This window comes from Mycobacterium liflandii, assembly GCF_022354805.1.
In the GTDB taxonomy this organism is placed as follows: domain Bacteria; phylum Actinomycetota; class Actinomycetes; order Mycobacteriales; family Mycobacteriaceae; genus Mycobacterium; species Mycobacterium marinum.
On record NZ_CP023138.1, the window covers coordinates 4,045,709 to 4,063,790 of the forward strand.

General features: G+C 63.5%; 13 protein-coding genes, 2 pseudogenes and 1 riboswitch. Of the genes and pseudogenes, 8 read left to right on the forward strand and 7 right to left on the reverse strand.

Annotated features, from left to right (window positions below; translation table 11 throughout):
• Positions 1 to 3 precede the first annotated feature (3 nt).
• Together CKW46_RS18020 and lspA are read right to left on the reverse strand one after the other, a co-directional pair.
• The gene (locus tag CKW46_RS18020; RefSeq protein ID WP_117436790.1) at positions 4 to 915 is read right to left on the reverse strand and encodes an RluA family pseudouridine synthase; all 912 of its coding nucleotides are present in this window, start codon (positions 913 to 915) and stop codon (positions 4 to 6) included.
• Between the two features lie 14 nt (positions 916 to 929).
• Positions 930 to 1,520, reverse strand: a complete 591-nt coding sequence (lspA, locus tag CKW46_RS18025; RefSeq protein WP_012394110.1) for a signal peptidase II — start codon at positions 1,518 to 1,520, stop codon at positions 930 to 932.
• A gap of 75 nt (positions 1,521 to 1,595) precedes the next feature.
• On the opposite strand from lspA, the gene CKW46_RS18030 reads away from it, so the two are divergent.
• Positions 1,596 to 2,552, forward strand: a complete 957-nt coding sequence (locus CKW46_RS18030; RefSeq protein WP_012394109.1) for an asparaginase — start codon at positions 1,596 to 1,598, stop codon at positions 2,550 to 2,552.
• On the opposite strand, the gene CKW46_RS18035 is transcribed toward CKW46_RS18030, so the two are convergent.
• Complete coding sequence (locus CKW46_RS18035; protein WP_482053438.1) at positions 2,517 to 3,929, reverse strand: DNA polymerase IV; 1,413 nt, start codon at positions 3,927 to 3,929, stop codon at positions 2,517 to 2,519. The genes CKW46_RS18030 and CKW46_RS18035 overlap by 36 nt on opposite strands.
• A 66-nt stretch (positions 3,930 to 3,995) precedes the next feature.
• Here CKW46_RS18035 and CKW46_RS18040 point away from each other — a divergent pair, with 66 nt between their 5' ends.
• Positions 3,996 to 4,568 (forward strand): class I SAM-dependent methyltransferase, encoded by a 573-nt coding sequence (locus tag CKW46_RS18040; protein ID WP_164497857.1) that lies wholly within the window; start codon positions 3,996 to 3,998, stop codon positions 4,566 to 4,568.
• Between the two features lie 55 nt (positions 4,569 to 4,623).
• Positions 4,624 to 5,675 (forward strand): annotated as a pseudogene (locus tag CKW46_RS18045) (hypothetical protein).
• Between the two features lie 4 nt (positions 5,676 to 5,679).
• Here the strand turns inward: CKW46_RS18045 and ileS are convergent.
• A complete protein-coding gene (gene ileS, locus CKW46_RS18050; RefSeq protein WP_482052220.1) occupies positions 5,680 to 8,880 on the reverse strand; it encodes an isoleucine--tRNA ligase in 3,201 nt (1,066 codons plus the stop codon).
• 699 nt (positions 8,881 to 9,579) lie between these two features.
• Between ileS and CKW46_RS18055 the strand changes: the two genes are divergently transcribed.
• From CKW46_RS18055 to CKW46_RS18070, 4 genes are all read left to right on the forward strand, one after another.
• A complete protein-coding gene (locus CKW46_RS18055; RefSeq protein WP_482052221.1) occupies positions 9,580 to 11,088 on the forward strand; it encodes a condensation domain-containing protein in 1,509 nt (502 codons plus the stop codon).
• A gap of 425 nt (positions 11,089 to 11,513) precedes the next feature.
• Positions 11,514 to 12,476 (forward strand): hypothetical protein, encoded by a 963-nt coding sequence (locus tag CKW46_RS18060; RefSeq protein WP_499018064.1) that lies wholly within the window; start codon positions 11,514 to 11,516, stop codon positions 12,474 to 12,476.
• A gap of 63 nt (positions 12,477 to 12,539) precedes the next feature.
• The gene (locus tag CKW46_RS18065; RefSeq protein ID WP_117436767.1) at positions 12,540 to 13,784 is read left to right on the forward strand and encodes a glycosyltransferase; all 1,245 of its coding nucleotides are present in this window, start codon (positions 12,540 to 12,542) and stop codon (positions 13,782 to 13,784) included.
• Positions 13,785 to 13,808: 24 nt separating this feature from the next.
• Positions 13,809 to 14,543, forward strand: coding sequence for a GAP family protein (locus CKW46_RS18070; protein ID WP_117436766.1), 735 nt, complete (start codon positions 13,809 to 13,811; stop codon positions 14,541 to 14,543).
• Between the two features lie 117 nt (positions 14,544 to 14,660).
• Here the strand turns inward: CKW46_RS18070 and CKW46_RS18075 are convergent, their stop codons facing one another.
• A complete protein-coding gene (locus CKW46_RS18075; RefSeq protein ID WP_012394100.1) occupies positions 14,661 to 15,410 on the reverse strand; it encodes a glycosyltransferase family 2 protein in 750 nt (249 codons plus the stop codon).
• Between the two features lie 101 nt (positions 15,411 to 15,511).
• Here CKW46_RS18075 and CKW46_RS18080 point away from each other — a divergent pair, with 101 nt between their 5' ends.
• Positions 15,512 to 16,183, forward strand: coding sequence for a class I SAM-dependent methyltransferase (locus CKW46_RS18080; protein WP_015356040.1), 672 nt, complete (start codon positions 15,512 to 15,514; stop codon positions 16,181 to 16,183).
• Positions 16,184 to 16,284: 101 nt separating this feature from the next.
• Here CKW46_RS18080 and CKW46_RS18085 read toward each other — a convergent pair.
• A pseudogene (locus CKW46_RS18085) lies at positions 16,285 to 17,010 on the reverse strand (glycosyltransferase family protein); the annotation flags it as partial.
• Positions 17,011 to 17,252: 242 nt separating this feature from the next.
• Positions 17,253 to 17,486 carry an Rv1535 family protein gene (locus tag CKW46_RS18090; RefSeq protein ID WP_011739657.1) on the reverse strand — a complete coding sequence of 78 codons (234 nt, stop codon included), beginning with the start codon at positions 17,484 to 17,486 and terminating at the stop codon, positions 17,253 to 17,255.
• Between the two features lie 285 nt (positions 17,487 to 17,771).
• Positions 17,772 to 17,941, reverse strand: a riboswitch (M-box (ykoK) riboswitch).
• Positions 17,942 to 18,082: the final 141 nt, after the last annotated feature.

Here is an 18,082-nt window from a genome sequence, read left to right on the forward strand (position 1 = left end):
CGCTCACCCCTCGTCGCGGAGCACATCCAGGGCGTGCTGCAGATCTGGCGGATACGGACTGACAATCTCCACGCGCCGGCCATCGGCGGGATGCGCGAAGGCCAGCGATCTCGCATGCAGCCATTGACGTTGCAGACCCAACCGTTTGGCCAGTTTCGGGTCGGCCCCATAAACGAGGTCACCACAGCACGGATGATGCAATGCCGCGAAATGCACCCGGATCTGATGAGTGCGCCCGGTTTCCAAATGCACGTCAAGCAGGCTGGCCGCCACGAAGGCCTCGACGGTGTCGTAGTGGGTGAGGCTATGCCGGCCGTTCTTGGTGACCGCAAACTTCCACTCGCCGCCGGGATGCCGACCGATCGGTGCGTCGATGGTTCCGATGGATGGATCTGGATGTCCTTGCACCAGAGCGTGATAGCGCTTGTCGACGATGCGTTGTTTGAAGGCCCGCTTGAGAACCGTGTAGGCGCGTTCGGACAGCGCGACCACCATCACCCCGGACGTCCCGACGTCGAGGCGATGGACAATGCCCTGCCGCTCATGTACGCCGGACGTGCTGATCCGGTAGCCGGCCGCCGCCAGGCCACCGAGCACCGTGGGCCCCGTCCAGCCCACCGACGCATGTGCTGCCACCGCGGCCGGCTTGTCGACGGCGACAATGTCGTCGTCGGAGTACAGGATCGTCATGCCCTCGATCTCGACGGGGGTGTTCTCCGGCGGCGGCGGCGCCTCCGGCAGCTGGACGTGCAGCCAGGCCCCCGCGGTCAGCCGATCGGATTTGCCCGCCGGCACACCGTCGAGTTCGACACCACCGTTCTCGGCGATGACGGCCACCGCGCTGCGGGACAGACCCAGCAGACGGGCCAGCCCCGCATCAACACGCATTCCTGCCAATCCCTCCGGAACCGGCATCGAGCGATCGCCCGTCAACGCTCATCGGCCTTTCGCCGGCCCACGGTGTCGAAGTCGAAGCCGAAGATCGACAGGATTACCAGCAGGATGGCGCCACCGACCACCGACGGATCAGCGACGTTGAACACCGGCCACCAACCGACCGAAAAGAAATCGACGACGTGCCCGCGCAGCGGCCCGGGTGCCCGGAAGAAGCGGTCGACCAGGTTGCCCATTGCGCCGCCCAGGATCATCCCGAGCCCCACGGCCCACCAGGGCGACACCAGCCGCCGGCCCATCCAGAAGATTCCGACCACCACGCCCGTCGCGATCAAGGTCAAAACCCAGGTGTAGCCGGTCGCCATCGAGAAAGCGGCACCCGAATTGCGCACCAATGTCCAGGTCACCGTGTCACCGATGATCGATACCGGTTGGCCGGGAGGCAGCAGCTTGACGGCCAGCACCTTCGTCACAACGTCCAGCGCCAGCACCACCGCCGCGACCGACAGCAATAGCCGCAGCCGCCGTGGCGGCGGCTCCGGCGCGGAAACCTTGGGTTCCTCAGTCACCCCGGTCTCTCCCGCTGTCGTCAGTGGATCGGCTGATCCGGTTGGTTCGTCAGACACTCCCCCATCATCCCTCAGCTTTGTACCGGTACCCACATGCGGATGCCGATGACATGGGTGCGAGATGATCCCACCATGGCCCGCCTCACCGTTATCACCACCGGAGGAACGATCTCGACCAGCACGGGCACCGACGGAGTGCGCCGACCGTCTCGTAACGGTGCGCAGCTCACCGCTGCCGTGAGCGGGGATCTGGATGTCGAAATCGTCGACTTGATGGCGCTGGACAGCTCGCAGCTGGTGCCGGCGGACTGGGATCGCATCCGCGCCGCCCTGCACGCCATCACCGGGCGCGGCGCCGACCGCCCCAATGGGCCCGATGGGGTGGTTATCACCCACGGCACAGACACGCTTGAAGAGACCGCGCTGTGGTTGGACCTCACCTATTCCGGCAGCACCCCGGTGGTGTTGACCGGGGCCATGCGCAGCTCCGATGCCGCCGATGCCGATGGTCCAGCCAACCTGCGTGACGCGCTTATCGTGGCCGGCGATCCCGCGGTACGCGACTGTGGGGTATTGGTGTGTTTTGCAGGTCGGGTGCTCGAGCCGCTAGGACTTCGCAAGGCGGCAACCGATGACCTGAGCGGATTCGCCGGCGAACTTCTGGGCACCGTCACCGACGAGGTGACGCTGCGGCGCGCGAAATCGCGGCCATATCTCGGCGACGTTCTGGCCGCCGATGCACCCCGGGTCGATATCGTCGCGGTCTACCCCGGAAGCGACGCTGTAGCACTGGACGCATGTGTGGCCGCCGGCGCGCGCGCCATCGTGCTGGAGGCCCTGGGGTCGGGCAATGCCGGCGCGGCCGTGATCGACGGGGTGCGGCGGCATTGCGGCAACGGGGTGGTGATAGCGGTCTCCACCCGTGTTGCCGGCGCTCGGGTCGGCGCCGGCTACGGCCCTGGCCATGATCTGGTGGCCGCGGGCGCGGTGATGGTGCCACGGCTGCCGCCGTCGCAGGCGCGGGTGCTGCTGATGGCAGCGCTGACAGCCGAGCTACCCATCGTCGAGGTCATCGACCGCTGGGGTTGAGGTGTCAGCGGCATTCTCGACCCGCAACTGGCCGACAAAATCCGGCCAATCCAGGCTGTCCACCGGGTTGGCGGCGGTGATGTCGCTGGTCTCGATGGGAAAGGTCCGCGCTGGCCCGGGGCCTGAACCACAAGTCTCGAACCTCACGGTGACCACTCCGTGACCCGCTCCTTGTACCCAGCCGTGACCAAGCTCCCGGTGGGTGACGTCGTCGCCGATTCGCCACACGGCACCGGCTGGGGTGCTCGACAACGCACCATGCGAGGGGTGAAAGTCCTGATGGGCTTCTTCTGACGTCTCCGCCGCCAGGTCCAGATCCGGGAACAGCGATTCCTGGCGTACCTCGCTCAGCCCCGAGAAACCCACGCCCAGCAGGCGAATGGGCCCGATCTGGACCGGATCCAGCAGCAGCCGGCGGGCCAGCGCCAACAGTGCTCCCACATCGGTTGTCGCATAGGGCAAGGTCGCCGAGCGAGTCAACGTGCTCATGTCGGCCTTCTTCAGCTTCACCGTGACGGTGCGAGACCCGCGACCGTCGCGCAGCAACCGCTGATGAGCGTGCTCGGCAATCGGATCAAGCGCGTCGCGGAGCTGATCGAGGGTGGTCAGATCGATGGCAAAGGTCGACTCCGCGCTGATCTGCTTGGCTTCCGCGCGCTCGGCAACCGGCCGGTCGTCGATGCCGCGCGCCAGCCGGTGCAGCGCGGGCCCGACGGTCGCGCCAAGGATGTTGGCCACTTCAGCGTCGGCCAGCGCCGCCAACTGTCCGACCGTCTCGATCCCGAGGCGATGCAGCTTCTCCTCGGCAACTGGACCGATGCCCCACAACCGGCGCACCGGCAAGCCGCCCAGCAGCAGCTGTTCTTCCTTACGGGCGACGACCCGGATGCCGTCGGGCTTGGCCAGTCCAGAGGCGATCTTGGCAATTTGCTTACCCGAGCCGGCACCCACCGAGGCGATCAGGCCGGTTTCGTCGCGCACCCGTCGCCGCAGGTCTTCGCAGAACTGTTCCACCTCCGCCGTAGCGGCCCCACCGAGTTGTGGTGGTTCCCCGAAGGCCTCGTCGAACGACAGCTGCTCGACGACGGGAACCAGGCCTCGCACGGTGTCGAACACCCGGCGACTGGCCACCCCGTACACGGCGCCGCGCGGCGGCAACACCACTGCGGTCACACCGATCAACCGCCGAGCCTGGTGCATCGGCATGGCCGAACGGGCCCCGAAAACGCGCGCCTCATAGCTGGCGCCGGCGACCACACCGCGCCCACCCATACCACCCACCAGCACCGGCCGGCCCATCAAGGTTGGTCGGGTGAGCTGCTCAACCGAGGCGAAGAACGCGTCCATGTCCAGGTGCAGCACCCAACGGGACTCCACAACCGGCAATACTATTCGGGACTAGTCGGGGCCCGCCGGAGGCGATCTCGACTAACGTCGGTCAGTATGGCAATGAACCTTGTGCATAGGTTGTGCTGCGACTCTGACCGCTGGGCAAATGAGGTCAAGGGCCAGGTATTGCCCTGGGTTCTCGCCGATGTGGACCTCGGTGACAACGCCCTCGAGATCGGGCCGGGCTACGGAGCCTTTCTTCGGGTGCTGGTGGACAAGACGCCAAAGCTCACAGCGGTCGAAATCGACCCAGCCATGGCGCGGCGTCTACAAGAGCGCTATGGGGAGCAGGCACGCATCATCAACGGCGACGGCACCGACACCGGGCTGCCCGCCGAAGAGTTCAGCTCGGTGGTGTCTTTCACCATGCTGCATCACGTCCCTACCACTGAACTGCAGGATGAACTGTTCGCCGAGGCCTATCGTGTGCTGCGCCCCGGTGGTGTCTTCGCCGGGAGCGACGGGATTCCTTCATTACTGTTCAGCATCTTGCACTTTCGCGACACCTGCAATCCTATTCCACCGACGGACCTCCCGGATCGCCTGCGCGCAGCGGGATTTCACGATGTCGAAGTTGAGGTTCAGGCCGGCAGGCAACGCTGGCGTGCACAGAAACCCAAAGCCTGACTTATATCGAAAAGATATGTCAAATAAGGGTATTGAGAAACGGTAAGGAACCACGGTGTGTCCGTCCGATAGCGAGTCAACTACCTTCGGCCGGTCCGGTGATGACTTCGTGGCAGGAATCTGTCAGCAGGTCCAGGCCTGGAGCACTCAGCCCGCTCTGACGGAATTGGTCGAAATGTTCGGCGGCTCCCCACCCGCCGGCGACCTCCCGACTCGACTTGCGGTGCTCGACGAATTCAGCAAGGTGTGGGACTACCGGGGCGGGCCCGGGCCTCCGCCACCGGCCGGTTACACAGTCAGGACGCGGCCGGCGCGGTCAGATGGCTGATCCCGCGCCTGGACCTGCCCGCCACCCAACTGGAACAGATCACGGCGTTGGCCAGCGAACTGGGTCTGGTCACAGCCACCACGCCCGAGGGCGCGGACTTCGATCACCTCTTGGTGATCGGCGGTGGACGCTATACCAACCAGCTGCGGGTGGGCTACGCACGAGAGATGGCTACCGGCCGGCGCATCGGCCAGGTGGTGCTGGCGGCAGCATCACGCCAGCTACTGGAATCCGAACTGGATGCGGTAGCCGTCTGCGCGCCGGGGGCACGCACGGAGTTCGAGCTCCTGGTGGCAGCAGCAAAGGACGTACTGGGGCTGGACACCGGTGAGGTGACCGCGCACATACGACAACGGGTGGATAACCCGCAACGCGACCGGGCGGTGTGGAGTTTTCCACCGGAGGGCAACGGCCTCGGCGTGCCGGTCATGTTGTTGGAAACCCCGTCGCCCGACCCGGACAACCGTCGAGCCAACTCCGCCGATACCTACACCTTCGCCGCCCAGACGGCGCGCATGCACCAGTCGACCTGCCTGCTGGTGACCGGCCAGCCGGTGGTGCCCTACCTGCACTTCGAGGGGCTCCGCACGCTGGCTCTACCGTTGCGGATTCACCTGGAGTCAGCGGGGTTCGGCATCGACCGCTACAACCGGCTCAGCAACCTGGACCAACAGCATCCGGCCAAACTGCTGCAGGAGGTCCGCTCGACGATCCGGTCCGCCCGCGCCCTGATGGATCGGGTAGCGATCACAGGGCGCGGCCCAACCAGCGCCGGCTGACGTCTTAGGCCTGCTCGCGCCCGGACACCCCTGCTCCGCCAGATTTCGCGATTGCCACCCGCACCCCGTCTCCGATCTCGACGCCATCGTCGGGTTCACCGAATTCGAAAGTGGTGGCCAGGATTTCGCCGGCAATCAGATCGCGGTGAGTGCGCGCCCACTCGGCGCGCTCCCCCGGTACCGAGATCAGCACCTGGATGCGGTCGGAAACGTCGAGCCCGGTGGACTTGCGCAGCTCCTGCAATTCCCGGATGCGGTCCTTGGCCCAGCCCTCGGCCTCGAGTTCGGGTGTGACGGTTCCGTCCAGCACCACTAGGCCCGCACCGCCCGGCAAGGCCGCCGTGAATTCCGGGTCGGCGGCCACCAGCCGGGAGCTGTACTCCTCGGGCTGCAACACCGCCGGACCCGCCGTCAGGGTGCCGTCGGAGTTGACAACCCCTTCGCCGGCTTTGACCGCCTTGATGGCAGCTTGCACGTCCTTGCCCAGCCGGGGACCGGCAACCCGAGCGTTGACGGTCAGTTCGAACCGGCCGTAGGTGCCGATCGCATCTGTCAACTCGATCTGCTTGACGTTGAGTTCGTCGGCGATCAGGTCGGTGAACGGCTTTAGCGCTTGTGGATTCTCGACTGCCACGGTCAATTTCAGCAGCGGCAAACGTACCCGCAGCTTCTTGGCCTTGCGCAGCGAAGACGCGGCCGAGCACACTTCACGGACCTGGTCCATCGCGGCCACCAGTTCTGCGTCCGCGGGGACCTCGCCAGCCTGCGGCCAGTCCGTCAAATGCACTGAGCGCTCGCCGGTTAGCCCACGCCAGATCACCTCGGTGACCAGCGGCAGCAGTGGTGCCGCCAACCTCGCGGTGATCTCCAGCACGGTGTGCAGTGTGTCGATGGCATCGACATCTTCCTGCCAGAACCGCGAACGCGACCTTCGGACATACCAATTCGTCAAAGCCTCGGTGAACTGGCGCAGCTGTTCACAAGCCCCCGAAATATCGCAGACCTCCATGGCCTGGGTGAGGTCATCGCGCAGCACCGCGAGCTTGGCCAGGATGTAGCGATCCAGCACATGATCCGAATCGGTGCGCCAGGTACCGACTTTCGGTGCGTACAGAGCCAAGAAGCTATAGGCATTCCAGAATGGCAGCAGCACTTGCCGTACGCCCTCGCGGATGCCCTGTTCGGTGACGATCAGATTGCCGCCGCGCAGAATCGGCGATGCCATCAGGAACCACCGCATGGCGTCGGAACCATCCCGGTGGAACACTTCGGCGACGTGCGGGTAGTTGCGCAACGACTTGCTCATCTTTTGGCCGTCAGAACCCAGCACAATGCCATGCGCTACACAGGTTTTGAACGCCGGTCGATCAAACAACGCGGTGGCCAGCACGTGCAGGGTGTAGAACCAGCCGCGCGTCTGTCCGATGTACTCGACGATGAAATCGCCCGGGTAGTGGGCGCCGGCGTCGCCGGCCGCCCCGCCCAAGAACCAGTCCCCATTCTCGAACGGGTAGTGCACCTGTGCGTACGGCATCGATCCCGAGTCGAACCACACGTCGAGCACGTCAGGAATGCGTCGCATCGTGCTCTGCCCGGTGGGATCGTCGGGATTGGGACGGGTGAGTTCGTCGATGTAGGGCCGGTGCAAGTTGGTGGGCCGGACGCCGAAGTCGCGCTCCAACTCATCCAAGCTGCCGTATACATCGATCCTTGGATACGCGGGATCATCGGACTTCCAGACCGGGATCGGAGTGCCCCAATACCGGTTTCGTGAAATGGACCAGTCCCGGGCACCCTGCAACCACTTACCGAACTGACCGTCTTTGACGTGCTCGGGGTACCAGGTGATCTGCTGGTTGAGTTCAACCATCCGCTCCCGGAATTTAGTCACTGTGACGAACCACGAGGACACGGCGCGATAGATCAGCGGGTTGCGACACCGCCAGCAATGCGGATACGGGTGCTCGTAGGTCTCATGGCGGATCAGCACCGCACCGTTGGCCGCCGCCGGACCGCTCTGATTCTTCAGGTCACGGATGATCTGGGCGTTGGCATCAAAAACGTGTTGCCCTTGGTAGTCGGGCACTGAGGAGTCGAAGCGGCCCTTGGCATCCACAGGTGTCACCGGCTCGATGCCGACCGGGCTGGTAACCGCCATGTCGTCCTCACCATAGGCGGGTGCCATGTGCACGATGCCCGTACCGTCTTCGGTGGTCACGAATTCGCCCGCCAACACCGCAAACGCGTTTGGCGAATCCATGAAATACGCAAACGGCGGCAGATAGCGTATGCCCAAGAGGTCGGCGCCACGATAGCTGCCAATCACCTCCGGCTCTTCGCCGAGTTCGCGCGTGTAGGCCGCTAGACGCGCCTCGGCCAGCACAAGGCGGCGATCCCCCACGCTTACCTGCAGATACGTCACATCCGGGTGCACGGCCACGGCGAGGTTCGACGGCAGAGTCCACGGCGTGGTCGTCCACACCAGCAGGTAGGCCCCGGCCAGCTCCCCCTGCGGTTCGCCGTCAACCACCTTGAATCCAACCGTAAGCGCCGGATCCTGGCGGCTTTGGTAGACGTCGTCATCCATCCGGAGCTCGTGATTGGACAACGGGGTTTCGTCACGCCAGCAGTAGGGCAACACCCGGTAGCCCTCGTAGGCCAGCCCCTTGTCCCAAAGTTGCCGGAACGCCCAGATCACCGACTCCATGTAGCCGAGATCGAGCGTTTTGTAGTCGTTGTCGAAGTCGACCCACCGAGCCTGGCGAGTAACGTACTGCTGCCATTCGTCGGTATAGCGCAAAACCGACGCGCGGCAGGCATCGTTGAACGCGGCAATCCCCATCGCGTCGATCTGGGATTTGTCGGTAATTCCCAGCTGACGCTCGACCTCGAGTTCGGCCGGCAGCCCGTGGGTGTCCCAGCCGAAACGGCGCTCCACTTTGAATCCACGCATGGTTCGGTACCTCGGAACGATGTCCTTGACGTAACCGGTGAGCAGGTGACCGTAATGGGGCAGGCCGTTAGCAAATGGGGGCCCGTCGTAGACGACATACTCGGGCGCGCCGTCGCGGCGCTCGATACTGGCCCGGAAAGTTTCGTCACGTGCCCAGTAATCAAGCACCTGGGTTTCCAGTTCCGGAAAGTCCGGAGAGCCGCCACGGTGGTCGGCGCCCAGGTTGCTGCGCGGATAAGTGCTGTCAGTCATCGGTCTCCTGTGCCAGAAATCACACGGCACGGGGACGACGACGCGCTCAGTGCGCGAGCGCCGCGGTACCACCCCGCTTGCCGCACCTGAGTGCGGCCGCTCAATTTGGGCTGTAACGGACCCAACCGTTCGGTTCTACTGGGCTTTTAGGCTGTTCTTCCGAAAGCTAACCGGTGATAGCCGGATCAACGCTGTTGCGGCAATACTACCTGGTCGCAGGCGCGCCGATGCTGGGCCCGACGCATAAATCCCCGCACTTGGCACCCAGTTCAATCCCAATGCAGCGAAAACCGAAATCTAACGCCCGCCTATCAACTAGGCTCTGCTCTACCAGCGTTTAACAAGTAAATACCCAGATGAAGGGTCCTCACAGCGTCGGCGTAGTTATACCGACGGCAGAGTGGTCGTGCCTTTGCAAAGGCGCAGCCAACTAAGAGGGGGCATGTGAACACACACATTACCTGGCACGTCGAGTGCCGTCACCACCCCAGTCGGTTGGCCGGTATTGGGGGCCGGCCAAACCGACACGTCGCGGGTGATGTTGCAGCGTGGCAACACCGACTCGAGCCCAAGCGACCAAAGCCGCTATCTGAAGCCCGGCTCAACGGGGCCCCTGCAAACATCACAACCGTTTCAGGTTTTGTGGACCACCTGCAGCTCTCCGGTGCACCGCAACCTGCTGGGCGACTTGGAGGAGAAATGGTCAGAGTAGGGAAGGTCGAAGCTGGGACAATCAGCGACTGGCATCCTGAGCCGGGCACGTTGGTGTCGTGGCAGCCATCGCGTGGCTCGCTCGCCAAGGCCGCCAAAGCGCCGATAAGCCCGATGCCGCCCAGCTACATGCAGGCCCATCACCTTCGCAACTTCCGGTCCTACCGCGAGCGCGGACTGGAAATGTCGCGGTTGCTCATTTCCTCCTGGGACATCCCCGGAATTTGCGACATCCGCACCATGACGCACGTCGTCAACGCACACATGCGCCGTCACGACACCTTCCGCAGCTGGTTCGAGCACACCGAGGGCGATCACTTCGTGCGCCGGACCCTCGAGCGGCCCAACGACATTCAGTTCGTCGCCGTCGAACACGGTGAGCTGACCACCCAGAGTCAATGGCGCGAGCATCTGTTGGCCACCCCGAGTCCGCTGGAGTGGGGGTGCGTGCGCTTCTCGATCATTCAGCGTGCGGACCACTTCACCTTCTGCGTGGCCATTGACCACCTTCACTGTGACGCGATGTTCGTCGGCGTGGTGTTTGCCGAGATTCACCTGATGTACCTGGCCCTCGTCAGCGGCGGAGCTCCGCTGCGGTTGGCCGCACCGGGCAGCTACGACAACTACTGCAACCGGCAGCGTGAGCACATCTCCGGTCTCACCCTGGATTCCCCGGTCATGAGCAAGTGGACCGAATTCTTCGACAACAACGACGGCTCCCTTCCCAAATTCCCACTGCCGCTTGGCGATACCTCCGCGCAGTGCGAAATGATGGGCGTCCGTCTAATGGACGAGCGCCAGACCCTGGCTTTCGAAGCCGCCTGTATGTCGGCGGGGGCCCGGTTCTGCGGGGGCGTGTTCGCAATCTCGGCCGTGGTCCAGCACGAATTGACCGGAGCCGACGAGTACTACGCGATTGTCCCAATCGACATCCGCCGCACCGAAGAAGACTTCATGACGACCGGATGGTTCACCGGCTTCGTGCCGATCACCGTTCCGACCGTGGGATCGTCGTTCGGAGAGATCGTCAAGGCAGCCCAGGGATCCTTCGACTCCGGTCGCGACCTGGCGGAGGTGCCCTTGGACTGCGTGATGGAGCTGGTGCCGTGGCTGCGTGAGGGGCAGTGGGGAGCACCCTTGCTGTTCTACTTGGACGCCGGCATTCCGCCGCTGTCCGCTATGGCGAACTCCCATGTGGAAGGTTTGCGCGCCCGCCTCTGCCACGATGGCGGCATGATGGGTCAGATTGACATCCGGGTGAACCGGCTCGAGAAAGAGACCCAGCTGACGGTGTTGTTCCCGAACAACCCGGTGGCCCGTGAGTCGGTTACCCGCTACGTCGAGGCGCTGAAGTCCGCGTTTGTTCGGGTGGCCGAAGGACGCGACGTGATACCGGCGCCCTCGCGCACCGGCAGTCAGCTGCACCTCGCCTACAGCCGGCGTACCTACGAACCCCCTGCGACGGTGTCCCCTTTGACGTCATGGCGTACCGGCTAGGCGGAAAACAACGGGTGCTCAACGCGTCTCGGACCCGCAGCTCGTCGGCCATGACGGATAACAGGATCGCCTTTCTCGACCAGGCGGCTTTCCTGAGGCTGCGGGCTACCGGTTTCGAAACGGTCGGTCAGACTTTGTGGATTTATGACCGCGAAGCGGACATGGACGGGTTGCGGCGGTTCAACGAGAACCTTGGCTATGGGCTACTGGGGCGCCGGATCGAGCGCTCTCCGTTGCCTTTCGGTCGTCCTCGATGGGTCGCCTACCACGAAGCGCCTGACATCGACGTCGCCGCGACGCCCCGGCCGCGAAGCGAAATTACGGCGTGGTTGGACGAACGCGCACAGATTCCAGTTGACCCCGAGTATGGGCCCTGCTGGCATTTGGGGGTCCTTCCGCTGCAGGACGGCGGCACGGCGGTCAGCGTGGTCATCACCCACTCGGTGGTGGACGGTGTCGCCGGTGGCCTCGCCGTCTTCGAGGCCATCAACGGCATCACCCGGGACTTCGGATATCCGCCGCCGGGATCGCGCGGCCGGATGGAAGGCCTGCTCGTCGATCTATGGGATGCCCTTCGTGGATTGCCAGAGGTCTTCCGGGCCCTGCTCGCGTTGATCCTCATCGTGCTCAGACGCGATACCGGAGCAGCAGGCCAAACCGGCAAGCCGCCGACCGTGTCGGACGGCGCCGATGAACCGATCGTGACTCCATCGGTGACGGCGTTCTGCGATCTGGAGACCTGGGATTCCTGTGCTCTCGATCTGAGCGGGTCCAGTGGTTCGCTGTTCGTGTCCTTTGCTACCCGACTTGCCCAACTCATGGGCCGGGTGCGGGCGACAGATGGCGCCGTCACGATAATCATGCCGGTCAGCGAACGCACCAACGATGACACTCGGGCGAATGCTGTCACGGCGATCACCTTCGATCTCGACCCCGATCGCGCGCGAACCGATTTGCAGTTCATCCGCAACGAGACGAAACAAAGCCTGTCCGCGCTGAAAGACGCCCCTAACGAGCTGCTCAAGCCTCTTCCACTGGTGCCCTACACACCGAAATGGTTGGCCCGGAAAATGGAAGTGCTGGCCATGGGAACGTCGGATCTGCCGGTGGGTTGTTCCAATCTTGGCGAGCTCAGTCAGGCTCTGACCCGGGTCGACGGAACCGGGGCCCGGTATTCCTCCGCGCGCATGTTCAACCGGGGAGCCATCAGACAACGCTCTGAACGGGAAAGCGGCGAGCTATATCTGTTTTCCGGGCGGCTCGAAAACTCGGTATTCATCAGCGTATCGGCTTACCAACCCGGCGCCGAGAACTCGAACCAGTACCTCAGAGGACTGGTGGAGAAAACACTTGCCGACTATTCGCTCAAGGCGGAGTTACTCGGATGACTGGGGCCGGGTAGCTGGGTCGATTGGGGTTTTAAGGACGGAAGAAGTGGTTGGGGGCCGCTGATGAAATTTGCACTGGCGATAAACGGCACGCGAGGCGATGTCGAACCGTGCGCTGCACTCGGGCGGGAACTATCGCGCCGAGGCCACGAAGTACGCGTCGCAGTACCCCCCAACCTGACCGGCGTGGCCGCGGCAGCGGGCTTGGAGGCGGTGCCCTACGGCCCCGACACCGACGAGCTGCTCAACGACGAGGACAACCTCCAGGAATTCTGGAAGCCGCAAACTTCGATCAAGTTGGTGCGCGAGGGCATATCGGATCTGCGCCAGGCCTGGTCCGACATGGCGGGAACCCTGAAAACGCTGGCAGACGGCGCCGACCTGGTCCTGACCGGCATGATCCACCAGGGCATCGCCTTGAACGCCGCGGAGTATTACGGGATTCCGCTAGCAACGATGCACTTCCTCCCGTCGCGGGTGAACAGCCGGGTCATTCCGATCTTGTCGCCGCGCTTGAACCGCTCGGTCATCTCAGCGCTGTGGTGGGTGCATTGGCGCGTGACCAAAAATCCCGAGGAAGCGCAACGACGCGAGCTTGGTATGGCCAAGGCGTCCTCATCCTCGACTTCGCGAATTCTGAAAGGCCGCTCACTCGAGATCCAAGCCTATGACGAGCTTTGCTTTCCCGGGCTGGCCGCCGAGTGGGCGGAATGGGGCGATCGCCGACCGTTTGTCGGTGCCCTGACCCTGGAAATGCCGACAGAATCCGACAACGAGGTGCTGTCGTGGATCGCTTCCGGAACGCCGCCGATCTACTTCGGCTTCGGCAGCATGCCGGTGGAATCGCCCGCCGCAACAATCGCCATGATCAGCGCGGCGTGTGCGGAGTTGGGCGAACGTGCATTGATTTGCACCGGTTCGAATGATCTGGGCGGCTTGCAGGCCCCCGAAAACGTGAAGTTGGTCTCCAGGGTATCGCACGCCGCGGTATTTCCGGCGTGTCGCGCAGTCGTGCACCACGGCGGGGCCGGAACAACCGCAGCGGGTATGCGGGCTGGCATCCCGACCCTGATCCTTTGGATCTGGATAGAACAACCGATCTGGTTGGCGCAGATCAAACGGCTAAAAATTGGCTCTGGACGTCGTTTGGCGTCGACCACAAAAGAGACATTGGTCAGCGATCTCCGCTGCATTTTGGGTCCCGATTACGTCGCCCGCGCCCGCACGATTGCAAATGAGATGAGCAAACCTGGCGAAAGCGCCACGCGGGCAGCAGATCTTCTGGAAAATGAGGTGTCGGTTAGCTGAGTCGGCGAGGGGAAGGAGGGGAAGATGTGGACCACGGTACTGATCCTGGCGGTGATGACGGCGACCGAGCCGGTGCGTCTCGGGGTTGCCATCTTCCTGGTCTCCAAGCCGCGTCCGATGGTGAACCTGCTCGCATTCTGGTTCGGCGGTATGGCGACCGGGATCGGCGTCGCGCTGGCCGTTCTACTGCTGCTGGGTGACCTCGCCAACGCCATTGTCGACAACGTCTCGTCGCTGGCGGCAACGTCGGTTGTCGGGCACCTACAAGTCGGCTTGGGCGTCGTCGCGCTGCTGGTCGCTGCCCTGGTCGCGACGGGGTTCTCGGTGCGCTCACCGGCGCTGGTCGCTTCCGGCGCCGGAGACTCGTCGACGCTGATGGTCGCGGAGACCCCGACCCGCTTCTCCCGGTTGATGGCGAGCGCTCAGGGCGCTCTCGAAGGTGGGTTTCCCTGGGCCGCCTTCGTGGTTGGCCTCAGCTCGGCCGGCCCACCGCCGGTCGAATACCTGGTGGCGCTCACGGCCATCGGGGCCTCAGGGGCCGCAATGGGCACGCAGCTCAGCGCGACCTTCGTCTATCTGCTGGTAATGCTTGCGATCATCGAGATCCCGCTGATCAGCTACCTGGTGCACCCCGGCCGCACCGAGGCAACCATGCGGTGGCTGCGCAACTGGTTGCGAGCCCACCGGCGCCAGATCATCGCCGTTGCTGTCGGCTTGGCAGGTATTGCCCTGGTCACAAACGGTATGGGCACCATCTGAGCACGGCCCGCACGGCGTGGTTCCATTCAGGATGCTTTCGGACCCGATGGTCGACTAACAGTCCAAGACTGTGCCGCCGGCGTCCGGGCGGCCAATACTCCCCGGTAGGAAAGCGATCTATCGGATGACTTTGTAGCCACGGCGCTTTTGTAGCCGCCGCGGCAATATTTCGAACGAGGCCCACTGGAAATAGAGCCGCCAGTACCCGACGGTGTCGAACCGGCGGGTCGAGGTATAGACCGTGTCCGTTGGCACATAGAAGAACTTGCCGAGCTTGCGGGCCTGCTTGATCAGCAGCAGGTCCTCCCCCATGATGAGATGCTCGTCGAATCTGAGCTCCGGAAACAGCGAACGCTTGGCTATCTGGATGGCATATGAGCCACCCAACCGGTGCAGTAGGTCATAACAGGCGAACCAGGCGCGCGCGTGCCGGCCGCCACCGAGCGGCAGAACCTTCGTGGTACCCACGGAGAGCGTCTTGCGTGATGCCCGCAACTGCGCATCGAGATCGAGGAGGAAATTGGGCTTCAGGATCGTGTCCGCATCCAAGAAGACCACCCAGTCGCTGTGCGGTGACAGCCGGTCGATACCGAAGTTCTTTGCTGCCGATACTCCGGCCGTGTCGCTGGTGAAAACGCGGACGTTGCGGCCCTCGAACTGTCTTGCGACATCGAGGGTGCGGTCCGAGGAGCCGTTCTCCACCACGATTACTTCAAAGGACTCGGTGGGATATGAAAGGCTACTGGCGTGTTCGAGGGTGGAAGCGATGTATTCCTCTTCATTGTGTGCGGGAATGACGATAGAGAAACGCAGCTCCCGAGAGCCGGCCATATCGGTATTCCCCCCGGTTGAGGCCTCACCCAACACGAAGCGATCCTAGCAGGATCTGGTTGCTGGAACCCCGATAACGACCGGCGCGACGGGGCTATGCTCGGGGGCGCTTCGCTTTACAGGACGGAATAGCAGCCATGCACATCGCCAGAGAATCGAAAAGTGTTACTGAGTATTACCGCCCGACGCAGACGGAGATATTGCGGTTCGTTCCAACAACCGCACAACGGATCCTTGACCTCCACTGCGGGCAGGGCACGCTCGGGGCAACGCTCAAGGAGCGTACTGGCGCAGAGGTCTGGGGCATCGAGTCCGACTCACAAGCGGCCCAACAGGCCAGCGCGGCTATCGACCGGGTACTCGTCGGCACCGTAGCCGAGCGGATCGCGGAGCTGCCGGACAACCACTTTGACGTGATCGTCTGTAACGACGTCTTGGAGCGCCTGGTCGACCCGACTGCGACGCTGAAACAGCTTCGGTGCAAGCTCACGTCCGAGGGCGTCGTCGTCGCGGCGGTCCCTAACATCCGTTTCCTACCGGCTCTGAGCAAGGTGCTGTTTCGAAAGGATTTCCCGCAGGAGGATTTTGGCACCTTCGACCGCACCTACATTCGCTTCTTTACCCGCAGGAGCCTGGTGCGGTTGTTCAAGACGTCAGGCTTCGGGGTACGCCGGATCGCGGGAATCAACGCCTGGAACGGGGCCATTGGCGTAGCGCTGGCCGTACTGACCCTCGGATACTTCGCCGATGGCCGATACCTGCAATACGCCTGCATCGCGTCACCATCAGCTTCAAAGCCCACCTCCTGAGAGTTATCCCGAGAGGTTGTCGTCAGATTGAGGAAGCGGCCGAAGTCACTGCTCGAGCTGGTGGGCCGTGTACGTGATCGGGCTTCCCGGCGCCGCTTGCGGCAGCGTCCCGGGGGAAATAGCTTGCGCCACTTACGGCCATGAACACGCCGCATTGCCCGCTCCATGGCGGAGTTGGCGCCGATCAAGTACCGAAACTTCCCGAAATGCTTGTTGGCCGTTCCGCGGCCGAAATGGTTGATGTACGCCATCTCGGTTGTGTACAAACCGAACTCAGCATCGCGAGCACGCAGGGCTAGATCAAGGTCCACGCCCCACCCGTAGCGGCCGAAGGTGCGCAGGTCCATGCCTCCGACCGACCGCCAGCATTCTCGAGACAACGCAAGTGCGGTTCCCTCGACCGCACTTACCGCCCGATATCGCGGTCGGGGAATGTAGTTCGCGGCCTCGGGTTTCTGGTCATCTTCCGCGCACGGGAACCCGTGATCGATCATCGGCCCAACGATTCCGGTATCGGCGGGCAGGCGCGGATCGAGCAGGCCGGCGACGAATCCCTTTGAGATCCGGGTGTCGTTGTTGAGTGTCATCGCGTAGGAGTGCCCTTCCGAGAACGCAATTCGGAATCCGAGATCACTCCCCCCCGCCCAGCCCAGGTTTTCACGCGGCGTGACAACGCGTTCATTGCCGATCTTGGGGTAGTCGCCCCGGTTGTCGACGATCAGATACTCCGCGCTCTCGCGCTCCAAGTCACCGACCAATGCATGCGTGTACTCATGCTGCCCGAACACCGGGACAATAATCAGTACGGACATGAGTTGACCGTACACTGACCGGGTCGGCGCCCAAGTCCATTCCGGAACCAGCGCCGCAGTCGACGCCAAGGGCGGGGCCGCCGCCCAACGCCGACTGCATCAACCCGGCGCGCGGACGCGGTTGTTGCGCGCCAATAGTTCCAAGGGGTTGCCAAGCCACAGAACACAGACGCCTACGTCTGTGGCGTGGCAACCCCTTGGAACCGTGCGTCAGCTACGGACTCGCTCGTAAGGCTGCGATGCTCGCAATCCATGGCTCACGCCTGGACTTCGAGCAATCCAACGCGCCAGAGTGCGGCGTAGACGTGGCGCACCGGAACGCTCAGCAACCGAGCCGCGCCGGCGACCAGCGGGTCGCCCCCGACGAAGTCGCTGCGGTTGGCCGACTTCTTCTTGGCAGCCGGAGCCGGAGGTGGCGTTCCATCGCGTACTACCGTCAGCCGCGGCGCGGGCGATACGGTTACCACTTCGTCGAAAACAGCTACGGTCATGATGCCCTCCCGGACAGGTTCGAAACGAGAATGAATTGGACTGATATGTCCCGTCCCGTAGCGATTCCGATCCAAGAGCGTTTGGTCCGCAGACCATCTGCGTGGGCAGATTCAGCTGAGGACGTCGCGCTTGGGGCCGGATCGGGACGAAACATAGCCCGGATATCGACCCGGACTGCCACTGGAACTCATGCGTCCCTCACCTCCTCACAACCACGACGCGTGCGGATAACCGCACGATTTCCATGCGCAAAGGAGTACAGATGCCCGACGAACGTCGGAGAATCCACACCCCACTCGTCAAAGCTTTGGCACCACACGACGTGTCCGGTAAACCGGAAGCCACCTGGGCTCAACCCTTAAGCCGGGAGGAGCTGTCCTGACCCGGGGCGTCTTTCGACGTTCGGGGTCAGTGGCCTATGTTCGTGTAGCCGCCTCACCTAACGAGGTGCTTGCCTGACCGATCATGCATGACCGGGCTGCGCGGGTCAACGTGAACCGGTGCCCGTGTCCGATTCTTTACGCTTTCCCCCGGCACGCTGACAGCTTTTCGCCAGGTTAGACGCTTCTGACCTGGGCTTTTGATACCGAAGTCG

What these genes read in the sequence shown, in the direction of transcription:
- CKW46_RS18020 (WP_117436790.1), bottom strand. Translation starts at nt 915, where the DNA reads ATGCCGGTTCCGGAGGGATTGGCAGGAATGCGTGTTGATGCGGGGCTG.
- CKW46_RS18030 (WP_012394109.1), top strand. Translation starts at nt 1,596, where the DNA reads ATGGCCCGCCTCACCGTTATCACCACCGGAGGAACGATCTCGACCAGC.
- CKW46_RS18040 (WP_164497857.1), top strand. Translation starts at nt 3,996, where the DNA reads ATGGCAATGAACCTTGTGCATAGGTTGTGCTGCGACTCTGACCGCTGG.
- ileS (WP_482052220.1), bottom strand. Translation starts at nt 8,880, where the DNA reads ATGACTGACAGCACTTATCCGCGCAGCAACCTGGGCGCCGACCACCGT.
- CKW46_RS18055 (WP_482052221.1), top strand. Translation starts at nt 9,580, where the DNA reads ATGGTCAGAGTAGGGAAGGTCGAAGCTGGGACAATCAGCGACTGGCAT.
- CKW46_RS18065 (WP_117436767.1), top strand. Translation starts at nt 12,540, where the DNA reads ATGAAATTTGCACTGGCGATAAACGGCACGCGAGGCGATGTCGAACCG.
- CKW46_RS18070 (WP_117436766.1), top strand. Translation starts at nt 13,809, where the DNA reads ATGTGGACCACGGTACTGATCCTGGCGGTGATGACGGCGACCGAGCCG.
- CKW46_RS18080 (WP_015356040.1), top strand. Translation starts at nt 15,512, where the DNA reads ATGCACATCGCCAGAGAATCGAAAAGTGTTACTGAGTATTACCGCCCG.
- CKW46_RS18090 (WP_011739657.1), bottom strand. Translation starts at nt 17,486, where the DNA reads ATGACCGTAGCTGTTTTCGACGAAGTGGTAACCGTATCGCCCGCGCCG.